We start from the raw sequence: 21,183 nt of genomic DNA, 5'->3' as shown, positions 1-21,183 counted from the left end.
ATTTAGGAGGTTATGAAAAATGGCAGAAGTAAAAGAAAAGCGCCATGAAGAGCTTGGCTTAAGTGATGAGCAAGTATTAGAAATGTTCCGTACGATGTTACTTGCACGTAAAATTGACGAACGTATGTGGTTATTAAACCGCGCTGGTAAAATTCCATTCGTAATTTCTTGTCAAGGACAAGAGGCTGCACAAGTTGGAGCGGCGTTCGCTCTTGATAGAGAGAAAGATTATGCATTACCATACTACCGTGATATGGGTGTTGTACTAGCATTTGGTATGACAGCTAAAGAGCTTATGTTGTCTGCTTTTGCGAAAGCTGGAGATCCAAACTCTGGTGGTCGTCAAATGCCTGGTCACTTCGGTCAAAAGAAAAATCGTATTGTTACAGGTTCATCTCCAGTAACAACACAAGTACCACATGCAGTTGGTATTGCACTAGCTGGAAAAATGGAGAAGAAAGATTTAGTAACGTTCGTTACATTTGGAGAAGGTTCTTCAAACCAAGGTGACTTCCATGAAGGGGCAAACTTTGCTGGTGTACACAAACTACCTGTTATTTTTATGTGTGAAAATAACAAATATGCAATCTCTATTCCAGTTGAAAAACAATTAGCATGTAAAAACGTATCAGATCGTGCGATTGGTTACGGTATGCCTGGATATACAATAGACGGAAACGATCCACTTGCAGTATATAAAGCTGTAAAAGAAGCAGCAGATCGCGGTCGTCGTGGTGAAGGACCAACTTTAATTGAAACAGTATCATATCGTTTAACAGCACATTCTAGTGACGATGATGATCGTGTTTATCGTGATAAGGAAGAAGTAGAAGAAGCAAAGAAAAAAGATTCAATTATAACATTCGCAGCTTATTTAAAAGAAGCTGGTGTGTTAACTGAGGAATCCGAAAAACAAATGTTAGACGAAATTATGCATATCGTAAATGAAGCAACAGAATATGCAGAAAATGCTCCGTATGCAGCACCTGAAGATGCATTGAAGCACGTATACGCAGAATAGGGGGGAACGTTTCATGGCTGTAATGTCTTATATTGATGCTATTACATTAGCAATGCGCGAAGAAATGGAACGCGATGAGAAAGTATTCGTTTTAGGAGAAGATGTTGGTAAAAAAGGTGGCGTGTTTAAAGCGACACACGGTTTGTATGATCAATTTGGTGAAGATCGTGCGCTTGATGCACCGCTTGCAGAATCTGCAATTGCTGGGGTAGCAATTGGTGCAGCAATGTATGGTATGCGTCCAATCGCTGAAATGCAGTTTGCTGATTTCATCATGCCAGCAGTAAACCAAATTGTTTCTGAGGCAGCAAAAATTCGTTATCGTTCTAATAATGATTGGACTTGTCCAGTTACAATCCGTGCACCATTTGGCGGGGGGGTTCACGGTGCATTGTATCATTCACAATCTGTAGAAGCGATGTTTGCAAACCAACCAGGTTTAAAAATCGTTATCCCTTCTACACCATATGATGCAAAAGGCTTATTAAAAGCAGCCATTCGTGATGAAGATCCAGTATTATTCTTCGAACATAAACGTGCATATCGTTTAATTAAAGGTGAAGTACCAGAGGATGACTACGTATTACCAATCGGAAAAGCAGATGTAAAACGTGAAGGTGATGATATTACAGTTATCACGTACGGATTATGTGTTCATTTTGCTCTTCAAGCGGCTGAAAAGTTAGCACAAGATGGCATCTCTGCACACATTCTTGATTTACGTACTGTATATCCATTAGATAAAGAAGCAATCATTGAAGCAGCTTCTAAAACAGGTAAAGTTCTTCTTGTAACAGAAGACAATAAAGAAGGAAGCATTATGAGTGAAGTGGCAGCAATTATCGCTGAAAACTGTCTATTTGATTTAGATGCGCCAATCGCACGTCTTGCAGGTCCAGACGTTCCAGCAATGCCATATGCACCAACAATGGAAAAATTCTTTATGGTAAATCCAGATAAAGTTGAAAAAGCAATGCGTGAACTTGCGGAATTTTAATCGGGGGGACTATACATGGCTGTAGAAAATATTACAATGCCTCAGCTCGGGGAGAGCGTTACAGAGGGCACAATTAGTAAATGGCTCGTTAATGTTGGCGATCACGTAAATAAGTATGATCCGCTTGCAGAAGTAATGACTGATAAAGTAAATGCTGAAGTACCATCTTCTTTCACGGGTGTTGTGAAAGAGTTAATCGCTGGTGAAGGTGATACGTTAGCTGTAGGTGAAGTAGTTTGTGTTATTCAAGTAGAAGGCGCAGATGAAGTAGCAGCAACAGCTGTTGAGGAAAAAACTAAAGAAGAATCAAAGGCAGAAGTAGCTACGTCTGAAAAAGCACCGAAAGTAAAACAACCAACTGATGGAAAACCACGTTTTTCACCAGCTGTGTTAAAGCTTGCGGGTGAGCATAACGTTGATTTAGATCTAGTAGAAGGTACGGGAGCAAACGGCCGTATCACTCGTAAAGATATTTTAAAGCTAGTGGAATCTGGAAATATCCCACAAGCAGGTGCGGCGAAGAAAGAGGAAGCTGTAGCGGCAGTAGTAGAAGCTCGCCCAGAAGCACCAAAAGCAGCACCAGTAGCGCAAAAAGTAGAAGCTGCGAAACCAGTTTCTGTACCTACAATGCCTGGAGATATCGAAATTCCAGTAACAGGTGTGCGTAAAGCAATCGCAGCAAACATGTTACGTAGTAAACACGAAGCACCACATGCTTGGATGATGATTGAAGTAGATGTGACAAACCTTGTGTCATACCGTAACTCAATTAAAGGTGACTTTAAGAAGCGTGAAGGCTTTAACTTAACGTTCTTTGCTTTCTTCGTAAAAGCAGTAGCACAAGCGTTAAAAGAGTATCCTCAAATTAATTCAATGTGGGCTGGCGATAAAATTGTTCAGAAGAAAGATATTAACCTTTCTATCGCTGTTGCAACAGAGGAAGAACTATTTGTACCAGTAATTAAGCAAGCGGACGAGAAAACAATTAAAGGCATCGCTCGTGAAATTACAGAACTTGCAGGAAAAGTACGTACGAAATCGTTAAAAGCAGACGAAATGCAAGGTGGAACATTTACAATTAATAACACAGGATCATTCGGTTCTGTTCAATCTATGGGTATTATTAATTACCCGCAAGCAGCTATTTTACAAGTTGAATCAATTGTAAAACGCCCAGTAATTATGGATAACGGTATGTTCGGTGCTCGTGATATGGTTAACTTATGTTTATCACTTGATCACCGAGTACTTGATGGTTTAATTTGTGGTAAGTTCTTAGGACGTGTTAAAGAAATTTTAGAAAACATGTCAGAAAATAATACATCTGTATATTAATAAAAAGCTCGCTTATGCGAGCTTTTTATTATCTTATTTCTTCATCTACATCCTACTATATGTATAAATATCTTTCCCAGTAATCTTACAATAAACGATTATGTATTAGGAATTTACGAAAATACATTGCTGATATATGGTATATGGATATAAAATAAGAAAAGAATAATTTTTTTGGCAAATCTTACTGACGAAACTGTAGTATAATATATTGTATTGTATGAAAAAGAGAGTTATTCTATATAAGTGTTTTATAGATAATGTGTAATCAGTCGTCAAAACATGAAGAATGTTGACTCCTGGTTTTTTATTTTTGCCGTAACAATGTTTCAGGAGGATGTCATGAAAAGAAGTACCGAGTTTCTAAAAAGTTTAGATGTAAAATTAATTTTAATTTTGTGTGCACTATGTGTGACGAGTATAGCTGCTATATATAGCAGTCAGCAAACGGGACAGTATGGAGCTGCAAACTTTGCTATGAAACAAGGTGTTAACTACATAATTGGGGTTGTATTGTTACTTCTTGTTGCAAGCATCGACTTAGATCAATTGCAAAAATTATCTTGGCCACTTTATATTGCCGGGTTTGGTTCACTTATTCTTTTGAAAATACTACCGGTTTCCACCTTCACACCTGAAAAATTAGGTGCAAAAAGATGGTTCGTTTTTCCAGTACTTGGACAAATTCAGCCGTCTGAGTTTTTCAAAATTGCATTGCTTCTTGTAGTAGCAAGCATAGCTGTGAAACATAATGCGCAGTATATGGCGAGGACATTCCAAACGGATTTAAAATTAGTAGGTAAAATTATGCTAGTTTCTCTTCCGCCTATGGCTGTTGTATATAGCCAACCGGATACAGGTATGGTGTTCTTATATGCTGCTGCTATTGCATGTATTTTATTTATGTCAGGTATTCAAAAGAAATTGATAGCATTATGTACAGTTATTCCGTTGACCATATTATCTGCTTTAATATTTATTTTCTTTAAGTATCCAGATTTTTTCTATAATAAGTTAGTTACTTTACTAAAACCTCACCAACAGTCGCGTATTGTAGGTTGGTTAAATCCATTTGAAAATGCAGATCAAGGTTATCAAACACAGCAATCGATTTTAGCTGTAGGTAGTGGAGGAATGGAAGGTAAAGGATACGGTGGAGGAAGCGTCTATATCCCAGAGAAGCATACTGACTTTATTTTCGCTACAATTGCCGAAGAAGGTGGATTTATCGTAGCAGCCTTAGTTGTCTTCTTGTTCCTATTACTACTATATCGAACAATTATTATTGGTTATTCCGCTGATAATTTATTTGGTACATTATTATGCGCTGGATCAATCGGTATATTAACAGTTCAAATATTCCAAAACATCGGTATGATCGTTGGATTAATGCCTGTAAAAGGTATTGCATTACCTTTCTTATCGTATGGGGGAAGTTCCTTATTCTCAAATATGATTATGATGGGGCTCATACTATCGGTACGGAAAACGTATAAAAAATATATGTTTTCAGTTAAGTAAAAAAAGCTGGTTCGTTTTTAAACGAACCAGCTTTTTTACATATATGCTCATAAACGTTGCAAACTAAAACAGGATAGCAGTTTGAGACGGGTAAGGAGTGCAAAGTGATGCATATGCATATTTTTGAAGGAGCACGGCATCTTTCTAATAGTGAATGGGTTATTCGGGCTATTATAGCATACATATTTTTAATATTAGTTGCGAAAGCGATGGGGCAAAGGTCTATCGCACAACTTCGTTTTTTAGATGTTGTATTAGTGTTATTGCTTGGTGGGAATATTTCTAACGCATTGTCTGATGAAAAAGTAGGGTTACTGGGCTCGATGATTACAACGTTCATACTTGTTGTACTTCATATTATAAGCTCAGTTTTAATGCTGAAATGGGATAGATGGAGACGTTTTTTAGAGCCAGCACCTATTATTCTTATACATAATGGTTCCATTGATTTTAGCAATTTGAAAAAGGCGAGAATTACCGTAGAATATTTGTTTTCGGAACTTCGTATGCGAAATGTGAGCGATATTCAAACGATTAAATTAGCATTATGGGAAGCGAACGGTGTCGTTTCTATATTTCGGTATCCAGAATATGAAGCAGTTTCGCGGCTTGATCTTAAAGTGGCGGGAAAAAAATCTCCAGTTTCTTTTGTATTAGTAAAGGATGGGAGGATACAGAAAGATGTTCTTGCATTATTAGGAAAAACAGAAGCGTGGGCGAGAGAATTTCTAGAGGAGAGTACAGAAGTGGAATCTATTATGTTAGCTACAGTAGATGAATCACATAAAATAAATATTTTGTTAAAAAAATGAAAAATATACGCATTTTGTCGTTTCGAACATATGATACAATAGTGTGGACAACGAAAAAGGAGGCGATACGGTGGGATATGTAGAAGAATTACGAAAAATAGTTGGTCATCGCCCTTTAATTTTAGTTGGTGCTGTTGTACTCGTTATAAATGAAAATGGATATGTTTTATTGCAGCAGCGGACAGAGCCGTACGGAAAATGGGGGCTACCTGGCGGGCTAATGGAGCTTAGTGAATCACCAGAAGAAACAGCTTATCGTGAAGTATATGAAGAGACAGGAATAAAAGTGAAGAACTTGCGACTAATCAATGTATTTTCTGGAGCGAACTACTTTACAAAATTAGAAAACGGTGATGAATTTCAATCTGTAACAACCGCCTATTATACGGATGAATACGAAGGGGATTTTGTTATGAATAAAGAAGAAGCAGTTCAGCTTAAATTCTTTTCAGTAACAGAACTACCTGACTATATTGTAGGATCGCATAAAAAAATGATTGCTGAATATATGAAGATTATGGAAAAAAAGATATAATAATAGTGAAAGAAATACAAAAACACAGCTCTGGTTGGTAGTCCAGACGCATGATTTCATGTCAGTAACCTTCCCCTCCGGGATGTCCCGTATTTCTAATCTTTTAAAGGAGGGGCTGTCAATGGATTTGACAGTATATCACGATGGCCAATTTTTTGTTGGAATCATTACATGTAAAGAAAAAGGGAAATTGTATGGGGCGAGGTATATTTTTGGGGCGGAACCGTCAGATGAAGAAGTGCTTATGTTTGTGAATGGTTCACTTTTAGAGCATTTTCAGCACTTTGCAAAATGTGGTGTAGAAGTTAAAGAAAAACAGCGTCCTAAAAACATAAAGCGTATCATACGACAAGCAGCAAAAGAAACAACTATTAAACGTTTTACTAAGGCGCAAGAGGCGATTAGTTTATCTTATGAATTGCATAAACAAGAAAAGAAACTGCAGTCTAAAGAGAAGCGAGAAGCTGAAAAAGAAAGAAGACGTTTAATGAAAGTACAAAAAGCAAAGCAAAAACATCGTGGTCATTAAAGAAAAGGTGTTAGAGCAAGAGCTCTAACACCTTTTCTATACTTAAATACAAGTAAACTTACTTGTATTTCATAAACATTAACTGGTAAGATACAAATAGGTAGTTTTAGAGGAGGGAAAAGAGTGATTAATTTTAACTTTTTTATGAATGATGTTGTCCGCCAAGCGCGTGAAGAGATTGTCTCTGCTGGATATACAGAATTGACGACGCCGGAAGCGGTAGAAGAAGCGTTTAAAAGAAATGGAACAACACTTGTAATGGTAAACTCTGTATGTGGTTGTGCAGGTGGTATTGCTCGTCCTGCTGCTGCGCATTCCGTACATTATGATAAACGTCCTAACCACCTTGTAACGGTGTTTGCAGGTCAAGATAAAGAAGCGACAGCAAGAGCGCGTGAATATTTCGAAGGGTACCCACCTTCTTCTCCATCATTTGCTTTATTAAAAGATGGAAAAATTGTAACGATGGTAGAGCGTCATGAAATTGAAGGTCATGAACCGATGCAAGTTATTGCGAAACTACAATCATATTTCGAAGAGAATTGTGAAGAACTATAAAAAATAAGAGAAAAGGCGGCACGTCCACAATCAAGTGGATGTGCCGCCTTTTTTATTTATTATTAAAATTTCTGAGATATGCATAGTTGTGTTATTTTATGCATCATTTTATACATAACAAACAGCATTTATATTGTTTCGTTATTTATTTTTATTTTATATATTGCATAAAAATAAAAGTGCTGATACAATACAAACATCGAATAAATATTCTATTAAACTTTTAAATATACATTATTAGGGGGAAGAAAGATGAAGAAGTTAGTATCAATATCGTTTGCACTTATTTTAATTGTAAGTATATTCAGCGCTTGTAGTAATGGGGAATCGAAAGAAACAAAAGGAAATAAAAAAGTACTCGTAATGGGAACTTCAGCAGATTATAAACCTTATGAATATGTAGATGCGTCAAAGAGCGATGAAATTATTGGCTTTGATGTTGATGTTGCTAAATATATCGGAAAAGAACTTGGGTATGAAGTGAAAGTGAAAGATATGGATTTTGGTGGTTTATTAGCATCTCTTAGTTCAGGAAAAGTTGATTTCGTAATGGCAGGTATGACGCCAACTGCAGAGCGTAAAAATAATGTTGATTTTACAGATATTTATTTTGTTGCGAAAAATATGGTCGTTTCTAAAAAGGATTCTAACATTAAATCTGTAGAGGATTTAAAAGGGAAAAAAGTAGGGGTACAAACAGGGTCTATTCAAGAAGAGAAAGCTGCAGAATTTAAAAAACAAGTAGATTTCCAAGTTGAGGGACGTGACCGTATACCAGAAATCGTACAAGAAATTAAAGCTGGTCGTTTTGACGCTGCAATTATAGAAGATACAGTTGCTAAAAATTATTTAGAGAAAATGAAAGATTTACAAGGAATTGAAATTAAAGAAGCACCAGAAGAAGTTGGAGCAGCAATTGCCCTTCCGAAAAACAGTGATAAAACAGCTGAATTTAATAAAGTAATTAAAAAAATGCAAGAAAATGGAGAAATGGATAAATTAGTGAAGAAATGGTTTGGCAGCGGAAAATAAGCTGCCTTTCACTTTTCTGTGAGGGGAATGAAAAGAATGAACTTAGATTTTTCGGCGATTACGCCTTCGATACCATATATACTAAAAGGTTTAGAAGTTACTTTGAAAATTGTAGCAGTATCAGCTTTAGCAGGATTTATTTTAGGAACGCTATTAGCACTTTGTAAAATTGCTAGAATACGAGCATTAAATATAGCAGCAGATTTTTATACATCAATTTTTCGTGGTACACCCCTTGTATTGCAATTAATGATTATTTATTTCGGCGTCCCACAAATAATTGGTTATGAAATACCAGCATTCTTAGCTGCTGTACTTGCATTTAGCTTGAATTCAGGTGCATACATGTCAGAAGTAATTCGTGCTGGTATTCAAGCGGTTGATAAAGGACAAACAGAAGCAGCAATGGCTTTAGGGATACCGTACGGAAAAATGATGAGAAATATTATTTTCCCTCAAGCATTAAAAAATATATTACCAGCGCTTGTGAACGAATTTGCGACACTTACGAAAGAATCGGCTGTAGTAACAGTAATAGGCGCGACTGATTTAATGCGTCGTGCTTACATTGTAGGCGGTGAGACATTTAAATATCTTGAACCATTACTTTTTGTTGGACTGATTTATTATATGTTAGTCATTATTCTTACATTAGTCGGGAAGGCAATTGAAGGGAGAATGAAGAAAAGTGATTAAAATTGAAAACCTTCATAAATCATTTGGTAAAAACGAAGTATTAAAAGGAATTACAACAACAATTGAAAAAGGGGAAGTAGTCGCAATTATAGGGCCTTCTGGATCAGGAAAATCAACATTTTTACGTTGTATGAATATGTTAGAAGCACCAACGGATGGTCACATTTGGATTGGGACGGAAGAAGTAACGAATCCGAAAACGAATGTTATGCATGTTCGTGAAAATGTCGGTATGGTATTTCAACATTTTCACTTATTTCCTCATATGACTGTATTAGAAAATATTACGTATGCTCCTATCAATGTAAAAGGGGTAACGAAGCAAGAAGCTGAAAAGAAAGCTGAGAAACTTTTAGAAAAGGTTGGATTAGTAGATAAAAAAGATACGTATCCAAATCGTCTTTCGGGAGGACAAAAGCAACGTGTAGCAATTGCAAGAGCGTTAGCGATGGAACCGGAAGTTATGTTATTTGATGAACCGACATCGGCGCTAGATCCAGAGATGGTGAAAGAAGTGTTAGAAGTTATGAAATCGTTAGTTACGACAGGAATGACGATGGCTATCGTTACACATGAAATGGGCTTTGCAAAAGAAGTGGCAGATCGTGTTCTTTTCTTGGACGGAGGAAAGCTTGTAGAAGATAGTGCGCCAGAAGAATTTTTTGCAGCGCCGAAAAGTGAACGTGCGCAACAATTTTTACAAAAAATATTGTAATATGAAAAGGTTATGTGAATAATAAGTAGAAAAGGATGACATTGTGTCATCCTTTTTTTATACTAGCTGTAAATACGTTTATACATATAGGAGTAATGATATGTTTAAAATTGGATATCGTACAGTAAAAACAGCAATAGGGACAGGTGCGGCAGTTTTTATTGCTCAGTTATTAGGGTTAGAATTTTATAGTTCAGCAGGCATTTTAGTTATTTTATGTGTACAAAATACGAAGCGCAAATCACTTCAAGTGTCGTTACATCGTTTTCTAGCGTGTGTATTATCAATGGCATTCGCGTTTTGTATTTTTGAAACGATTGGCTATACACCACTTGCAATTAGCATATTGTTACTTACATTTATTCCGACTGCAGTAATGCTTAAAATTCAAGAAGGTATTGTCACGAGTTCAGTTATTGTTATGCATCTATATTCATTAAAGCAAATTACATGGCTTATAGTTGGAAATGAAATTGCTATATTAACGATAGGGATTAGCGTGGCGTTATTAGTAAATATGTATATGCCGAGTAGTGAAAATAAGCTAAAAGAGTATCAGGATAAAATAGAGAATAATTTTAAAACGATTTTGTTTGAAATGGTTGTGTATTTACGAAATCGAGAAAGTAGTTGGAGTGGAGCAGAACTCATTGAAACCGAGAATATGTTAAATGAAGCAAGAGATTTATCATTTAAAAAACTTGAGAATGCATTTATGCGAGAAGATGATTATTACTATCGTTATTTTAATATGCGTATGCAACAATTCGAAATTTTAGAGCGAATGATACCACTAGCAGCTTCTTTATCGTGGACATATGAACAAGCTGACATGATTGCAGATGTTGTTGAAAACATTGGTAATGCTATTAGCCCTGAGAGTACTGGCGTTATTTCCTTAAGGCAGCTTCAAGAAATGAGGGAATTATTTAGAGACATGCCATTGCCAGCTACACGCGAAGAATTTGAGATACGTGCGAAACTTGTTCAACTTGTGTATGAAATGGAACAATATTTACTCATTAAAAGTCGCTTTAAGGGAAAGGATAATATAAAAGAACTTATATAGAAGGTAGGAATTATCTATGCCGTATCTTCTCTCTATCATATTATGTCTTTCTTTATCGCCGATTTGGCCTCTTGGGGATAATCCACGTGCCGGAGATCCTTTTATTATTGTAAATAAAGCAACGAATAAATTAGCTTACATTGACGATGGAAAGATTCAAAAGGTTTTTCCAGTAGCGACAGGGAAAACGAATGAATTAACTCCAGAAGGAACTTTTGATGTTGTAATGAAAGCAAAGGATCCGTATTACATTGCGAAGGATATTCCAGGTGGATCGCCAAAAAATCCACTTGGGTCAAGGTGGATTGGATTTAATGCAAGAGGAACTGATGGAAGTAAATATGGAATACATGGAACAAACCAACCGAGTTCAATTGGAAAGTATATTTCACAAGGGTGTATAAGAATGAAGAAAAACGATGTGGAATATTTGTTTGATCGCATTCCAATTGGAACGAAAGTATGGATTGTGAAATCGAAAAAATCATTTCAGCAATTGGCAAAAGAAAAAGGAGCCGTTGCATATGAAAAAGCCAACAAAAAGGTTGGCTTTTTCTATTATAATAAGTTGTCTTGACATGTGTACATAACCGTGCGTTAATGAGAGTATAGAAAGATAAAATTAGATAAAGGGGTTGCTCATATGTACTTGAATCCAAAACTTTCGTATATGCAGTTTTTTATGGGATTTCTATTTGTTATTACATTCATATTGGCAACTTTTAATATATGTTCTTATCTTGTAGCGATTGTATGTATGGCATTACTTAATCTCACTTTTGTTATTGGGGCATTTCAGCAGAAACAATATACAAGTTTTGTAATAGCGCTTGTAATGTCATTTTCCTTTAGTATTGTAGCGATTGTGTTTTATATAAAATAAACCATCTCGATGTCGAGATGGTTTATTTTGTTATGTGTAAAAAGTAAAAAAAGGACGAACACATCGCCCTTTTTACCAAAACATACTCGCGCCAGCAAGTAATGTTGTTACAAGCATAGAAATTAGCATCACATAAACCATAACTTTTTGAGCTTTTTTATGCATCGTTATACCTCCTTGCAAATCAGTACAATTTCATTGTAACGAGAAATGAAATTATGGACAAGGGGAGAGTGAGGACAAAATTCGGGAGGGGATTGCAAAATATAACAGGAAATTTGAGAGTGTGTAGAGAATATAGTAAAAGGGTATATTGTTAATTTTTAGTTGGGCAAGCTGAAGAATGGAGATACGATGATGAAAATATACGAAACAGATCGTTTATACTTAAGGGAAATTGATGAGTCGTATGCTGAAACAGTTCTTCAATATTACGACAGAAATCGTGAATTTTTAAAAGCTTGGGAAGAGTATAGACCGGATGATTTTTTTACGCTAGATTATCAAAAGAAAAAGTTGCAAAAGGATAGAAAAGAGTTCGAAGAAGGGAAAATCATCAGACTATGGATTTTTAAAAAGGGTGATGATACGAAAATAATTGGGTGTATTTCATTTAATTTAATCGTTCGTGGCATTTATCAATCTTGTGTACTCAGTTATAAATTAGATAAAGCAGAGTTAAACAAAGGGTATACGACAGAAGCGCTTAGAAAAGCAATTCAAGTTGCTTTTGGGGAATTTCAGTTACATCGTATAGAAGCTCCGATTATGCCTCGTAATTTAGCATCTATACAAGTAGTAACGAAGATAGGTTTTCAATATGAAGGCGTATCTAGGAAGATGTTAATGGTAAATGGCGTGTGGGAAGATCATATGCGCTGGGTATTGTTAAATGAGTAATAGAAAGCAGATGGTTATCTAGACATGTAAACCATCTGTTTTTTGTCTTGTATTTCGAAACTTTTGCGAAATTCTGTTATAATTAATAGTGTTACATACATAATGGTAGTGCAGGAGGCGCAGTCTTATGATTAATCAAGAACGTTTAGTAAATGAATTTATGGAATTAGTACAAGTAGATTCTGAAACGAAATTTGAAGCAGAAATCTGCAAAGTATTAACGAAGAAATTTACAGATTTAGGTGTAGAAGTATTTGAAGATGACACAATGGCTGTAACTGGTCATGGTGCAGGTAACTTAATTTGTACTTTACCAGCAACAAAAGATGGTGTTGATACAATTTACTTTACTTCTCATATGGATACAGTAGTTCCTGGTAATGGAATTAAGCCTTCTATTAAAGATGGATATATCGTATCAGATGGTACAACAATTTTAGGTGCGGATGATAAAGCTGGATTAGCATCAATGTTCGAAGCAATCCGTGTTTTAAAAGAGAAAAATATCCCTCATGGTAAAATTGAATTTATTATTACAGTCGGAGAAGAATCAGGTCTTGTTGGTGCAAAAGCATTAGACCGTGAGCGTATTACAGCGAAATATGGCTACGCATTAGATAGCGATGGAAAAGTTGGTGAAATCGTTGTTGCAGCTCCAACACAAGCGAAAGTGAACGCAATTATTCGCGGGAAAACAGCTCACGCTGGTGTAGCGCCGGAGAAAGGTGTATCTGCAATTACTATCGCAGCGAAAGCAATTGCGAAGATGCCACTTGGTCGCATTGACTCTGAAACGACTGCAAATATTGGACGTTTTGAAGGTGGTACACAAACGAATATCGTTTGCGATCATGTACAAATCTTTGCAGAAGCTCGTTCTTTAATCAATGAGAAAATGGAAGCACAAGTTGCGAAAATGAAAGAAGCATTTGAAACAACTGCAAAAGAAATGGGCGGGCATGCAGACGTTGAAGTAAACGTTATGTACCCAGGATTTAAATTTGCTGATGGTGATCATGTTGTAGAAGTTGCAAAACGTGCAGCTGAAAAAATTGGTCGTACACCTTCTCTTCACCAAAGTGGTGGCGGAAGTGATGCAAACGTAATTGCAGGACATGGTATCCCAACAGTTAACTTAGCAGTTGGTTATGAAGAAATTCATACAACAAACGAGAAGATTCCTGTTGAAGAATTAGCAAAAACAGCAGAATTAGTTGTTGCAATTATTGAAGAAGTAGCGAAGTAATGGAATAGAAAAAGCGGGTAAATCAATTGTGATTTACACGCTTTTTATTTTGATTCGATTGCTTTGACAAGACGTATAAGCCAATATAAGAAAACCTATGGAAGTATATACGTTGTTGCTACATGTACTAGACGAAGGAATAATCCTAACGTATTCATATTGAAAATCGGAAGTAGTAAATAATTAATTGCAATGATTAATATAACTACAAGGAATGTATAATTGAGTTTATCCCGCTATTTGCCGGACAGTAAGCCCCCCCCCACCTCAAAATTCAGCGAAAGTAAAGAATTTAGGTGAGGGCTGATTAAAGTTTCACTTTATTAGTTGATCTCATCATAATCAGACCCTTTCACATATATATCCTCTTTATATCGATTATAAAAAAGAACAAGTAATTATTATAACTATTGTGCAAAATTTGATATAATGAAAGAACGAACGTTCTGATTAGGGAGTGAGTACTATGCGAGAAATGTATCCGAAAAATGGTCGTGTTATTTTACATGTAGATATGAATTGCTTTTTCGCATCTGTTGAAATTGCTCATGATCCATCATTACAAGGAAAGCCATTAGCGGTTGCTGGAAATGAAAAAGAGAGAAAAGGAATTATTATAACATGTAGTTATGAGGCGAGAGAATACGGAATACGTACGACGATGCCCCTTTGGGAAGCGAAAAGGTTATGCCCGCAATTAGTTGTAAGGCGTCCTAATTTCACATTATATCGCGAAGCTTCATTTCAAATGTTTCAAGTCCTTTCCCGTTTTACAGAAAAGATACAACCAGTCTCAATAGATGAAGGATATTTAGATATTACAGATTGCTACGCACTTGGTTCGCCTCTTGAAATAGCAAAGATGATTCAACAAGCACTATTAACAGAGTTGCAGCTTCCGTGTAGTATCGGAATTGCTCCAAATCTTTTCCTAGCAAAGACAGCTTCTGATATGAAAAAACCTCTCGGTATTACCGTACTTCGAAAACGTGATATTCCAGAAATGATTTGGCCACTTCCAGTTGAAGCAATGCATGGGATTGGAGAAAAAACAGCTGAAAAATTAAATGAAATTCATATACATACAATTGAACAGTTAGCGAAGGGAGACGAGCATATCATTCGCGCTAAAATTGGGAAGCACGGTATTGATTTACAAAAGCGTGCAAAAGGTACGGATGATAGGGAAGTGGATCCGAGTCAAATGGGCCAACATAAAAGTGTCGGTAACTCGATGACTTTTTCAAAGGATATGGATGAAGAGAAAGAATTGCTTGATATGTTAGAACGTTTATCAAAATCAGTGAGTAAAAGATTACAAAAGCGAACCCTTGTCAGCTATAATATTCAAATTATGATTAAATACCATGATAGGCGAACAGTAACACGGAGTAAGCAATTGAAAAATGCAATTTGGGAAGAACGCGATATTTTTCAAGCAGCATCCCGTTTATGGAAGCAACATTGGGATGGTGATTCCGTTCGTTTACTAGGTGTTACAGCTACTGAAATAGAGTGGAAGACAGAATCGGTGAAACAATTAGATTTGTTTTCATTTGAAGAGGATGCGAAAAAAGAGCCACTACTTGCTGTCATTGATCAAATTAATGATAAGTATGGAACACCGATTTTACAACGAGGTAGTCAACTACTACGTAAGCAAGAGAAGTCGTTTCAACAAAAGTTAGAAAATAAGTTTATGTAGAAGGTGTCATGAAGTAGTAAAATCATGACACCTTTCCTATTATACAGGCACCAAGTGATACGAGAGCATTTGTCCGTAACCCAGCCATTCGGTGTCTCCATTGTCTTTCCATTCCAATGCAAGCTCCTACAATAATTGCGATAACTAATCTGAATACAATGTCGTACCATACCATCATGGTCACCTCCATATATAAATATGTGTTATGTTTTTTAGAATGAGCGGGGAATACCCACTCATTCTTATTTTTACAACCAGCTATGAAACTTTTTAATATAAAGCTTTTTTAGGAACTGTGTTAAAAAAGCGTAGCCTAATAGTATTCCTACTAACCAAGGGAAGTAGTTAAGTGGCAATGCTTGCAAACCAACGGCTGCACCAAGTGGTGAGAATGGAATATAAATCCCGATTGCCATAATAAGAGCGGTTAATAAAACGACTGGTGTTGATGCAGTGCTTTGAATAAATGGAATCTTTTGTGTTCTTATCATGTGAACAATTAAAGTTTGTGTTAACAATCCAACGACAAACCAACCGGACTGGAATAATGATTGCTCGCTCGGTGTATTTGCACCAAATACATTCCACATGACTACGTATGTGATAATATCAAATACGGAACTAATTGGGCCGATACAAATAATGAAGCTTCGTAAGTTTGCAGTATCCCATTTTCGTGGTTTTTCTAGAAACTCTTTATCCATTTTGTCCCATGGAATAGAAAGTTGTGAAATATCATAAAGTAAGTTTTGAATTAAAAGATGAATGGCAAGCATCGGTAAAAAAGGAATGAAAGCACTTGCTACTAACACGCTAAACACATTACCGAAGTTAGAGCTAGCTGTCATCTTAATATATTTTAAAATATTTCCGAATGTAGTACGTCCTTCTAAAATACCTGCTTCTAATATAGTTAAACTTTTTTCGAGTAGAATAATATCGGAAGCTTCTTTCGCAATATCAGTAGCAGTATTAACAGATATTCCGACATCAGCTTCACGTAATGCTACAGCATCGTTAATGCCGTCTCCCATGTAACCTACAGTGTGTCCATTTCCTTGTAATGCGTGTATAATACGAGATTTTTGCATTGGATTAAGCTTCGCAAATACAGTCGTTTCTTCAGCAAGTTTTGCTAATGCTTTATCTGGTAAAGAATCAATCTCGTAACCGAGGATTGGTTCGCCGATATCTAATCCAACTTCTTTACAAACCTTTCTTGTAACAATTTCGTTATCGCCAGTTAAAATTTTCACTTGTACACCATGTTTTTGTAATGCTTGAATTGCAGCTGCTGCAGATGGTTTCGGTGGATCTAAAAAGCCGATATATCCACTGAGAATCATATCAGTTTCGTCTTTTACTGCGTACTCTGTATCATTTATTCTTCTATCTTTTTTATAAGCCACAGCAATAACCCGCATACCTTCACTATTTAATGTCTCACTTAGTTTTTTGACATTTGAACGTATTTCCTCGGTGAGTGGAACGACTTTTTCATCCACTTCGGTGTAGTTACAAATTGATAAAATTTCTTCTACGGCACCTTTACAAACCATTGTATGTTCACCTGAAATATCCTTTACGATAACTGACATACGCCGGCGGGCGAAATCGAATGGAATTTCATCTAGCTTTTGAAAAGCTGATGGATTAAATTTATTGTTTTCCTCTGTATGCTTAATAACAGCTTTATCTATTAAATTTTTCAATCCAGTTTGATAGAAACTATTTAAATAGGCAAATTGCAAGACACGATTGCATTCATTTCCCTTGGGATCTAAGTGACGAACAAGGACCACTTTATCTTCTGTTAAAGTTCCGGTTTTATCTGTACAAAGAATGTTCATAGCACCTAAGTTTTGAATAGAATTTAGCTGTTTTACAATTACTTTTTGTTTAGACATGTTAACGGCACCTTTAGCTAAATTAGCAGTTACAATCATTGGTAACATTTCAGGTGTAAGGCCAACAGCAACGGCAATAGCGAAGAAGAAAGCTTCTTGCCAATCTCCTTTTGTGAATCCATTAATGAGAAGGACAATAGGTGCCATAATAAGCATGAATGTAATTAAGAGCCAGCTTACTTTGTTTACACCTTTATCAAAGCTTGTTTCTACACGCTTTCCAATTACCTTATTTGCTAAAGAGCCGAAATACGTATCGGTACTTGTTGAGATGACAACAGCTTTTGCGCTGCCACTTACAATATTTGTTCCCATGAAGCAAAGGTTTTCCATATCGAGTGGATTGTAATTTTTTTTCATGTTTTTCGGTAAGATATGCTTATTTTCTGTATGGTAGCAGTGTTCGTATTTTTCTACAGGAAGTGCTTCCCCTGTCAAAGAAGATTGATTAACAAATAAATCTTTAGCGGATACAACACGCACATCAGCTGGAACGATATCACCAGCTGAAAGGGAAATAATATCGCCAGGTACAAGTTCCTCAATTGGAATTTCTGTTGTGTAATTTCGGTTTAAATTCTTTACATTTTTTGTTTCATGTACAAATCCATTTATTCTAAATACGCTCGCAGTTGTTCGAACCATAGCTTTTAACTTATCGGCAGCTTTTTGAGAACGAAATTCTTGGGAAAACCGAATCGTTGCACTAAGTAGGACCATTACAGATACGACAATCGTTCCTTGCATATCATCTGTGAAAAAGGAGAGTGCTCCAAGAGCTAATAAAACGAAAATAAATGGATTTTTAAATGCCAATAGAAATTGAATGTACCACGGCGCCATTTTATTATGAGCTATTTCATTCGGACCATATAAAGAAAGTCTACGAGACGCTTCTTGTTTAGATAATCCATCTTGTGTTGTTTCTAAAAGTTTTAACGCAGAGCTTACATCTTGTGTTGCAACCTCCACTAATAATTCGTTATTTGTTTTCATGCTATCTTGCTCATAAGCATGCTTTGTTTCTTGTCTTTGTAAATTAAACATCGGTAGTTCCTCCTCTGTCATGAAGGAGGAAACAATCTGTTACCTAACTATTTGAAATGGTGAGGAACAGTTTCTTTCCTACCTACATGATGAAATATGAATGTAAAACGTATGGGTATCTGGGCCGAATCATCAATTGCCAACTGTTCCTCACCTCCGTACAATTTAGTAGTTTCTGAATATGCTATGTTTGTTTCATAGTAAGGTGCATATAGACGTAAAAAGACCTTTACTCAAAACGAGTAAAGGTCTGAATTCGCAGTTAAAAGAGTCCACAACAAAGACTGTTAGTAGACATAAATAAAAACAGTTTTTGTGTATGACAAAATACATGCACCTCTCCCTCGTTGAGTTTTAGCACTGTATAGCATAGGTACTGAAACCAGCTACGTTAAAAAAGGCCTTCATTCCGACCTTTCCTGTTGACCCATTGGCGTCTCTCGACATTTTTGGGCAGCAGCGTTTCTCTATACAGGAGCCTCACCTAACAGAGACCATATTCAATTACATGTTGATGTTAGCACTGTAAAATCGTAGTGTCAATATCTTTTTTATCTGTGTTTTTAAAATATTAAATGGATTTATAATAGATATATGGGATGAAATGCATGATATTGATTATGAATAATATGGAAAATAAATATTTTTATAAAAGGGGAATTTGTAATGGTACCACAAAATTTTATTATAAATATTGAGAATCAAAAATGGTTGTTTAATGAGCAGGAAGATTTATGTTCTCATGGAGAAATATATTTAAATATGGCTGGAACGATTATTACGCAGGCAGGTATGGATGAGGAATGGGGAATAAGTGAATCAGCTTTAGCTTTGTTACGAACTTTAGATAAAGAATATATTTGTGATATTGAAAATGAAGAGGGGCTTATTTTGCACGGATGTGGCACTATGCTAATGTTAGGATGCCCAATTTCAATTCATTGGACTATAAACCATATAGGTAAAAACGTGATTTTAAAGGACTTTGTCAAAGTTATTTCTACTGATCAAAAGGCTATATACTATGAAGGGCTTCATATAGAATTGAATGAAAATGAATATAGAAGACAAATTGTTTCTTTTGCATTACAAGCAAAAGAATTATTTAATAAATCAAGTGACAAGATAATTTTAGATGAGTTTGATCAAAGGATGTATACAAACTTTTGGACGGAATATGACGATTTACTAAATAAGTATAAATAAAAAAGCACTGTAACCAGTGCTTTTTTATTTATAGATTACGAGATTGTAGGGTTTTCAAAAATAACAATCTCTGAACTGTTTGTAGTTGAAACACGTTGGGCGTAATATGTTAAAGCTGAAGAAATATATGCTGGTAACGTATCATTTGTATGTGATGTTGTATATTCATGGATTAATTCCTTTAAAGTTGTCCATTCTAATTGTGCTGGGTGATCAGACACGAAAGAACTTACCCAGCGATCAAATGAAGATGAAAAATCAGTTTGTAAACGAAATACTTCTTTCATAATAAAACGCTCCCTTAAAATGTAGTATAATCATTTTACCATAAAACACGAACGATAGCTAAATTTTTTAAGTATAATGTTCGTGTTATATAGTTGTCTAGATGATTGGTTATGTAAATTCAATTTGCCATTTGAAATAACATTCCGTAAGATGAGAGATAGAGTATATTTAGAGCTGGAGGAAAGAAAGTGGAATTTGTATTTTTAGGAACTGGTGCAGGTGTTCCTTCAAAAGGAAGGAACGTTTCAGCAATTGCTTTACAATTGTTAGAAGAACGAGGACAAACTTGGTTATTTGATTGTGGCGAGGCCACGCAACATCAAATATTACATACATCTGTACGTCCGCGCCGCATTGAAAAAATATTTATTACGCATTTACATGGCGATCATATTTTTGGATTGCCTGGTTTATTAGGTAGCCGTTCATTTCAAGGAGGAACTACGCCTTTAACGGTGTATGGACCGAAAGGAATTAAACAATTTATTGAAGTGGCATTATCGGTAAGTACGACACATGTGAAATATCCACTTGAAGTTGTGGAGATAACAGAAGAAGGTACCGTATTTGAAGATAATGAATTTTATGTAGAAACGAAAAGATTGTCACACGGTATAGAATGTTTTGGATATCGTATTGTAGAGAAAGATATACAAGGTGCTCTTTTAGTTGATAAGTTACTTGAGATGGGTGTGAAACCAGGTCCAATCTTTAAACGTTTAAAAGATGGTAAAGCAGTTGAATTAGAGGATGGTACGATATTAAATGGAAATGAGTTTATCGGCCCACCTCAAAAAGGAAGAATTATTACTATCTTAGGTGATACGCGATATTGCGAAGCGAGTAGGGAGCTTGCGCAAGATGCAGATGTACTTGTCCATGAAGCGACTTTCGCAGCAGAAGATGGGCAACAAGCGTATGATTATTTTCATTCTACATCTAAGCAAGCTGCGAGCATTGCACTTCAGGCAAATGCGAAGCGACTAATATTAACTCACATTAGTTCTCGCTATCAAGGAGATACATATAAGGAATTATTGAAAGAGGCTAGAGAGTTGTTTTCTAATACAGAAATAGCGACGGATTTGAAATCATTCCCAGTAGAAAAATGATAATTTTATAAAAAATGGTAACGGCGGGTTACCATTTTTTTTTGTCTAAAAAAATTTAAAAATAAAACT

22 protein-coding genes, 1 pseudogene and 1 riboswitch are annotated in these 21,183 nt (G+C 35.8%); of the genes and pseudogenes, 19 read left to right on the top strand and 4 right to left on the bottom strand.

Features of this window, described 5'->3' with window-relative positions:
• Positions 1-19 precede the first annotated feature (19 nt).
• The 14 genes from bfmBAA (at position 20) to ACQGSG_RS04010 (ending at position 11,703) form a co-directional block, all read left to right on the top strand.
• Complete coding sequence (gene bfmBAA, locus ACQGSG_RS04075; protein WP_000852551.1) at positions 20-1,021, top strand: 3-methyl-2-oxobutanoate dehydrogenase subunit alpha; 1,002 nt, start codon at positions 20-22, stop codon at positions 1,019-1,021.
• A gap of 13 nt (positions 1,022-1,034) precedes the next feature.
• The gene (bfmBAB, locus tag ACQGSG_RS04070; RefSeq protein ID WP_000290071.1) at positions 1,035-2,018 is read left to right on the top strand and encodes a 3-methyl-2-oxobutanoate dehydrogenase subunit beta; all 984 of its coding nucleotides are present in this window, start codon (positions 1,035-1,037) and stop codon (positions 2,016-2,018) included.
• Positions 2,019-2,033: 15 nt separating this feature from the next.
• Complete coding sequence (locus tag ACQGSG_RS04065) at positions 2,034-3,353, top strand: dihydrolipoamide acetyltransferase family protein (protein WP_000257681.1); 1,320 nt, start codon at positions 2,034-2,036, stop codon at positions 3,351-3,353.
• Between the two features lie 342 nt (positions 3,354-3,695).
• Positions 3,696-4,874: an FtsW/RodA/SpoVE family cell cycle protein gene (locus ACQGSG_RS04060; RefSeq protein WP_000831182.1), complete on the top strand. Its 1,179-nt coding sequence runs from the start codon at positions 3,696-3,698 to the stop codon at positions 4,872-4,874.
• Between the two features lie 107 nt (positions 4,875-4,981).
• Positions 4,982-5,686, top strand: a complete 705-nt coding sequence (locus ACQGSG_RS04055; RefSeq protein ID WP_069605392.1) for a DUF421 domain-containing protein — start codon at positions 4,982-4,984, stop codon at positions 5,684-5,686.
• A 70-nt stretch (positions 5,687-5,756) separates the two neighbouring features.
• Entirely contained in the window at positions 5,757-6,221 is a 465-nt protein-coding gene (locus ACQGSG_RS04050) for an NUDIX hydrolase (protein WP_000542555.1), read from the top strand.
• Positions 6,222-6,342: 121 nt separating this feature from the next.
• Complete coding sequence (locus tag ACQGSG_RS04045) at positions 6,343-6,750, top strand: YjdF family protein (RefSeq protein ID WP_000366585.1); 408 nt, start codon at positions 6,343-6,345, stop codon at positions 6,748-6,750.
• A gap of 144 nt (positions 6,751-6,894) precedes the next feature.
• Positions 6,895-7,308 carry a BrxA/BrxB family bacilliredoxin gene (locus ACQGSG_RS04040; RefSeq protein WP_001979317.1) on the top strand — a complete coding sequence of 138 codons (414 nt, stop codon included), beginning with the start codon at positions 6,895-6,897 and terminating at the stop codon, positions 7,306-7,308.
• A gap of 252 nt (positions 7,309-7,560) precedes the next feature.
• Complete coding sequence (locus ACQGSG_RS04035) at positions 7,561-8,340, top strand: transporter substrate-binding domain-containing protein (protein ID WP_000737673.1); 780 nt, start codon at positions 7,561-7,563, stop codon at positions 8,338-8,340.
• A 36-nt stretch (positions 8,341-8,376) separates the two neighbouring features.
• Positions 8,377-9,036, top strand: coding sequence for an amino acid ABC transporter permease (locus ACQGSG_RS04030; RefSeq protein WP_001046915.1), 660 nt, complete (start codon positions 8,377-8,379; stop codon positions 9,034-9,036).
• A complete protein-coding gene (locus tag ACQGSG_RS04025) occupies positions 9,029-9,751 on the top strand; it encodes an amino acid ABC transporter ATP-binding protein (RefSeq protein ID WP_000590202.1) in 723 nt (240 codons plus the stop codon). The genes ACQGSG_RS04030 and ACQGSG_RS04025 overlap by 8 nt, the downstream gene beginning before the upstream one ends.
• Positions 9,752-9,851: 100 nt before the next feature.
• Positions 9,852-10,820 (top strand): aromatic acid exporter family protein, encoded by a 969-nt coding sequence (locus tag ACQGSG_RS04020; RefSeq protein WP_000472665.1) that lies wholly within the window; start codon positions 9,852-9,854, stop codon positions 10,818-10,820.
• 16 nt (positions 10,821-10,836) lie between these two features.
• Positions 10,837-11,397, top strand: coding sequence for a L,D-transpeptidase (locus ACQGSG_RS04015; protein ID WP_016118615.1), 561 nt, complete (start codon positions 10,837-10,839; stop codon positions 11,395-11,397).
• A gap of 66 nt (positions 11,398-11,463) precedes the next feature.
• Positions 11,464-11,703, top strand: a complete 240-nt coding sequence (locus ACQGSG_RS04010) for a DUF3894 domain-containing protein (protein ID WP_000281167.1) — start codon at positions 11,464-11,466, stop codon at positions 11,701-11,703.
• 72 nt (positions 11,704-11,775) lie between these two features.
• On the opposite strand, the gene prli42 is transcribed toward ACQGSG_RS04010, so the two are convergent.
• Positions 11,776-11,868 carry a stressosome-associated protein Prli42 gene (gene prli42, locus ACQGSG_RS04005; protein WP_000549040.1) on the bottom strand — a complete coding sequence of 31 codons (93 nt, stop codon included), beginning with the start codon at positions 11,866-11,868 and terminating at the stop codon, positions 11,776-11,778.
• A gap of 189 nt (positions 11,869-12,057) precedes the next feature.
• Here prli42 and ACQGSG_RS04000 point away from each other — a divergent pair, with 189 nt between their 5' ends.
• From ACQGSG_RS04000 to ACQGSG_RS03990, 3 genes are all read left to right on the top strand, one after another.
• Complete coding sequence (locus tag ACQGSG_RS04000; protein WP_001987197.1) at positions 12,058-12,603, top strand: GNAT family N-acetyltransferase; 546 nt, start codon at positions 12,058-12,060, stop codon at positions 12,601-12,603.
• 127 nt (positions 12,604-12,730) lie between these two features.
• Positions 12,731-13,849 carry a tripeptidase T gene (locus tag ACQGSG_RS03995; protein WP_000609803.1) on the top strand — a complete coding sequence of 373 codons (1,119 nt, stop codon included), beginning with the start codon at positions 12,731-12,733 and terminating at the stop codon, positions 13,847-13,849.
• A 466-nt stretch (positions 13,850-14,315) separates the two neighbouring features.
• Positions 14,316-15,554 carry a DNA polymerase IV gene (locus ACQGSG_RS03990; RefSeq protein WP_001208856.1) on the top strand — a complete coding sequence of 413 codons (1,239 nt, stop codon included), beginning with the start codon at positions 14,316-14,318 and terminating at the stop codon, positions 15,552-15,554.
• 40 nt (positions 15,555-15,594) lie between these two features.
• On the opposite strand, the pseudogene ACQGSG_RS03985 reads toward ACQGSG_RS03990, so the two are convergent.
• Together ACQGSG_RS03985 and mgtA are read right to left on the bottom strand one after the other, a co-directional pair.
• Positions 15,595-15,729: pseudogene (locus ACQGSG_RS03985) on the bottom strand (MgtC/SapB family protein); the annotation flags it as partial.
• 73 nt (positions 15,730-15,802) lie between these two features.
• On the bottom strand, positions 15,803-18,508 hold the full coding sequence (gene mgtA / locus ACQGSG_RS03980) for a magnesium-translocating P-type ATPase (protein WP_000482691.1): 2,706 nt from the start codon (positions 18,506-18,508) through the stop codon (positions 15,803-15,805).
• A gap of 331 nt (positions 18,509-18,839) precedes the next feature.
• A riboswitch (M-box (ykoK) riboswitch) is annotated at positions 18,840-19,007 on the bottom strand.
• 167 nt (positions 19,008-19,174) lie between these two features.
• On the opposite strand from mgtA, the gene ACQGSG_RS03975 reads away from it, so the two are divergent.
• A complete protein-coding gene (locus tag ACQGSG_RS03975; RefSeq protein ID WP_000249056.1) occupies positions 19,175-19,714 on the top strand; it encodes a hypothetical protein in 540 nt (179 codons plus the stop codon).
• A 35-nt stretch (positions 19,715-19,749) separates the two neighbouring features.
• Here the strand turns inward: ACQGSG_RS03975 and ACQGSG_RS03970 are convergent, their stop codons facing one another.
• Positions 19,750-20,001: a DUF3932 family protein gene (locus ACQGSG_RS03970; RefSeq protein WP_000665709.1), complete on the bottom strand. Its 252-nt coding sequence runs from the start codon at positions 19,999-20,001 to the stop codon at positions 19,750-19,752.
• A 189-nt stretch (positions 20,002-20,190) separates the two neighbouring features.
• On the opposite strand from ACQGSG_RS03970, the gene rnz reads away from it, so the two are divergent.
• Complete coding sequence (gene rnz / locus ACQGSG_RS03965; RefSeq protein ID WP_426947019.1) at positions 20,191-21,114, top strand: ribonuclease Z; 924 nt, start codon at positions 20,191-20,193, stop codon at positions 21,112-21,114.
• Positions 21,115-21,183: the final 69 nt, after the last annotated feature.

This window comes from Bacillus sp. GMa5/1, assembly GCF_050172015.1.
GTDB classification, from domain to species: domain Bacteria; phylum Bacillota; class Bacilli; order Bacillales; family Bacillaceae_G; genus Bacillus_A; species Bacillus_A cereus.
Note: the sequence above shows the minus strand (reverse complement) of the source record. Positions and strands in the feature narration are given on the sequence as shown.

Coding starts and splice junctions, on each gene's coding strand:
- ACQGSG_RS04065 (WP_000257681.1), top strand. CDS start 2,034: ATGGCTGTAGAAAATATTACAATGCCTCAGCTCGGGGAGAGCGTTACA.
- ACQGSG_RS04000 (WP_001987197.1), top strand. CDS start 12,058: ATGATGAAAATATACGAAACAGATCGTTTATACTTAAGGGAAATTGAT.
- bfmBAA (WP_000852551.1), top strand. CDS start 20: ATGGCAGAAGTAAAAGAAAAGCGCCATGAAGAGCTTGGCTTAAGTGAT.
- ACQGSG_RS03970 (WP_000665709.1), bottom strand. CDS start 20,001: ATGAAAGAAGTATTTCGTTTACAAACTGATTTTTCATCTTCATTTGAT.
- ACQGSG_RS04015 (WP_016118615.1), top strand. CDS start 10,837: ATGCCGTATCTTCTCTCTATCATATTATGTCTTTCTTTATCGCCGATT.
- mgtA (WP_000482691.1), bottom strand. CDS start 18,508: ATGTTTAATTTACAAAGACAAGAAACAAAGCATGCTTATGAGCAAGAT.
- ACQGSG_RS04010 (WP_000281167.1), top strand. CDS start 11,464: ATGTACTTGAATCCAAAACTTTCGTATATGCAGTTTTTTATGGGATTT.
- ACQGSG_RS04060 (WP_000831182.1), top strand. CDS start 3,696: ATGAAAAGAAGTACCGAGTTTCTAAAAAGTTTAGATGTAAAATTAATT.
- ACQGSG_RS04035 (WP_000737673.1), top strand. CDS start 7,561: ATGAAGAAGTTAGTATCAATATCGTTTGCACTTATTTTAATTGTAAGT.
- ACQGSG_RS04055 (WP_069605392.1), top strand. CDS start 4,982: ATGCATATGCATATTTTTGAAGGAGCACGGCATCTTTCTAATAGTGAA.
- prli42 (WP_000549040.1), bottom strand. CDS start 11,868: ATGCATAAAAAAGCTCAAAAAGTTATGGTTTATGTGATGCTAATTTCT.
- bfmBAB (WP_000290071.1), top strand. CDS start 1,035: ATGGCTGTAATGTCTTATATTGATGCTATTACATTAGCAATGCGCGAA.
- ACQGSG_RS03995 (WP_000609803.1), top strand. CDS start 12,731: ATGATTAATCAAGAACGTTTAGTAAATGAATTTATGGAATTAGTACAA.
- ACQGSG_RS04045 (WP_000366585.1), top strand. CDS start 6,343: ATGGATTTGACAGTATATCACGATGGCCAATTTTTTGTTGGAATCATT.
- ACQGSG_RS03990 (WP_001208856.1), top strand. CDS start 14,316: ATGCGAGAAATGTATCCGAAAAATGGTCGTGTTATTTTACATGTAGAT.
- ACQGSG_RS04020 (WP_000472665.1), top strand. CDS start 9,852: ATGTTTAAAATTGGATATCGTACAGTAAAAACAGCAATAGGGACAGGT.
- ACQGSG_RS04040 (WP_001979317.1), top strand. CDS start 6,895: ATGAATGATGTTGTCCGCCAAGCGCGTGAAGAGATTGTCTCTGCTGGA.
- ACQGSG_RS03975 (WP_000249056.1), top strand. CDS start 19,175: ATGGTACCACAAAATTTTATTATAAATATTGAGAATCAAAAATGGTTG.
- ACQGSG_RS04030 (WP_001046915.1), top strand. CDS start 8,377: ATGAACTTAGATTTTTCGGCGATTACGCCTTCGATACCATATATACTA.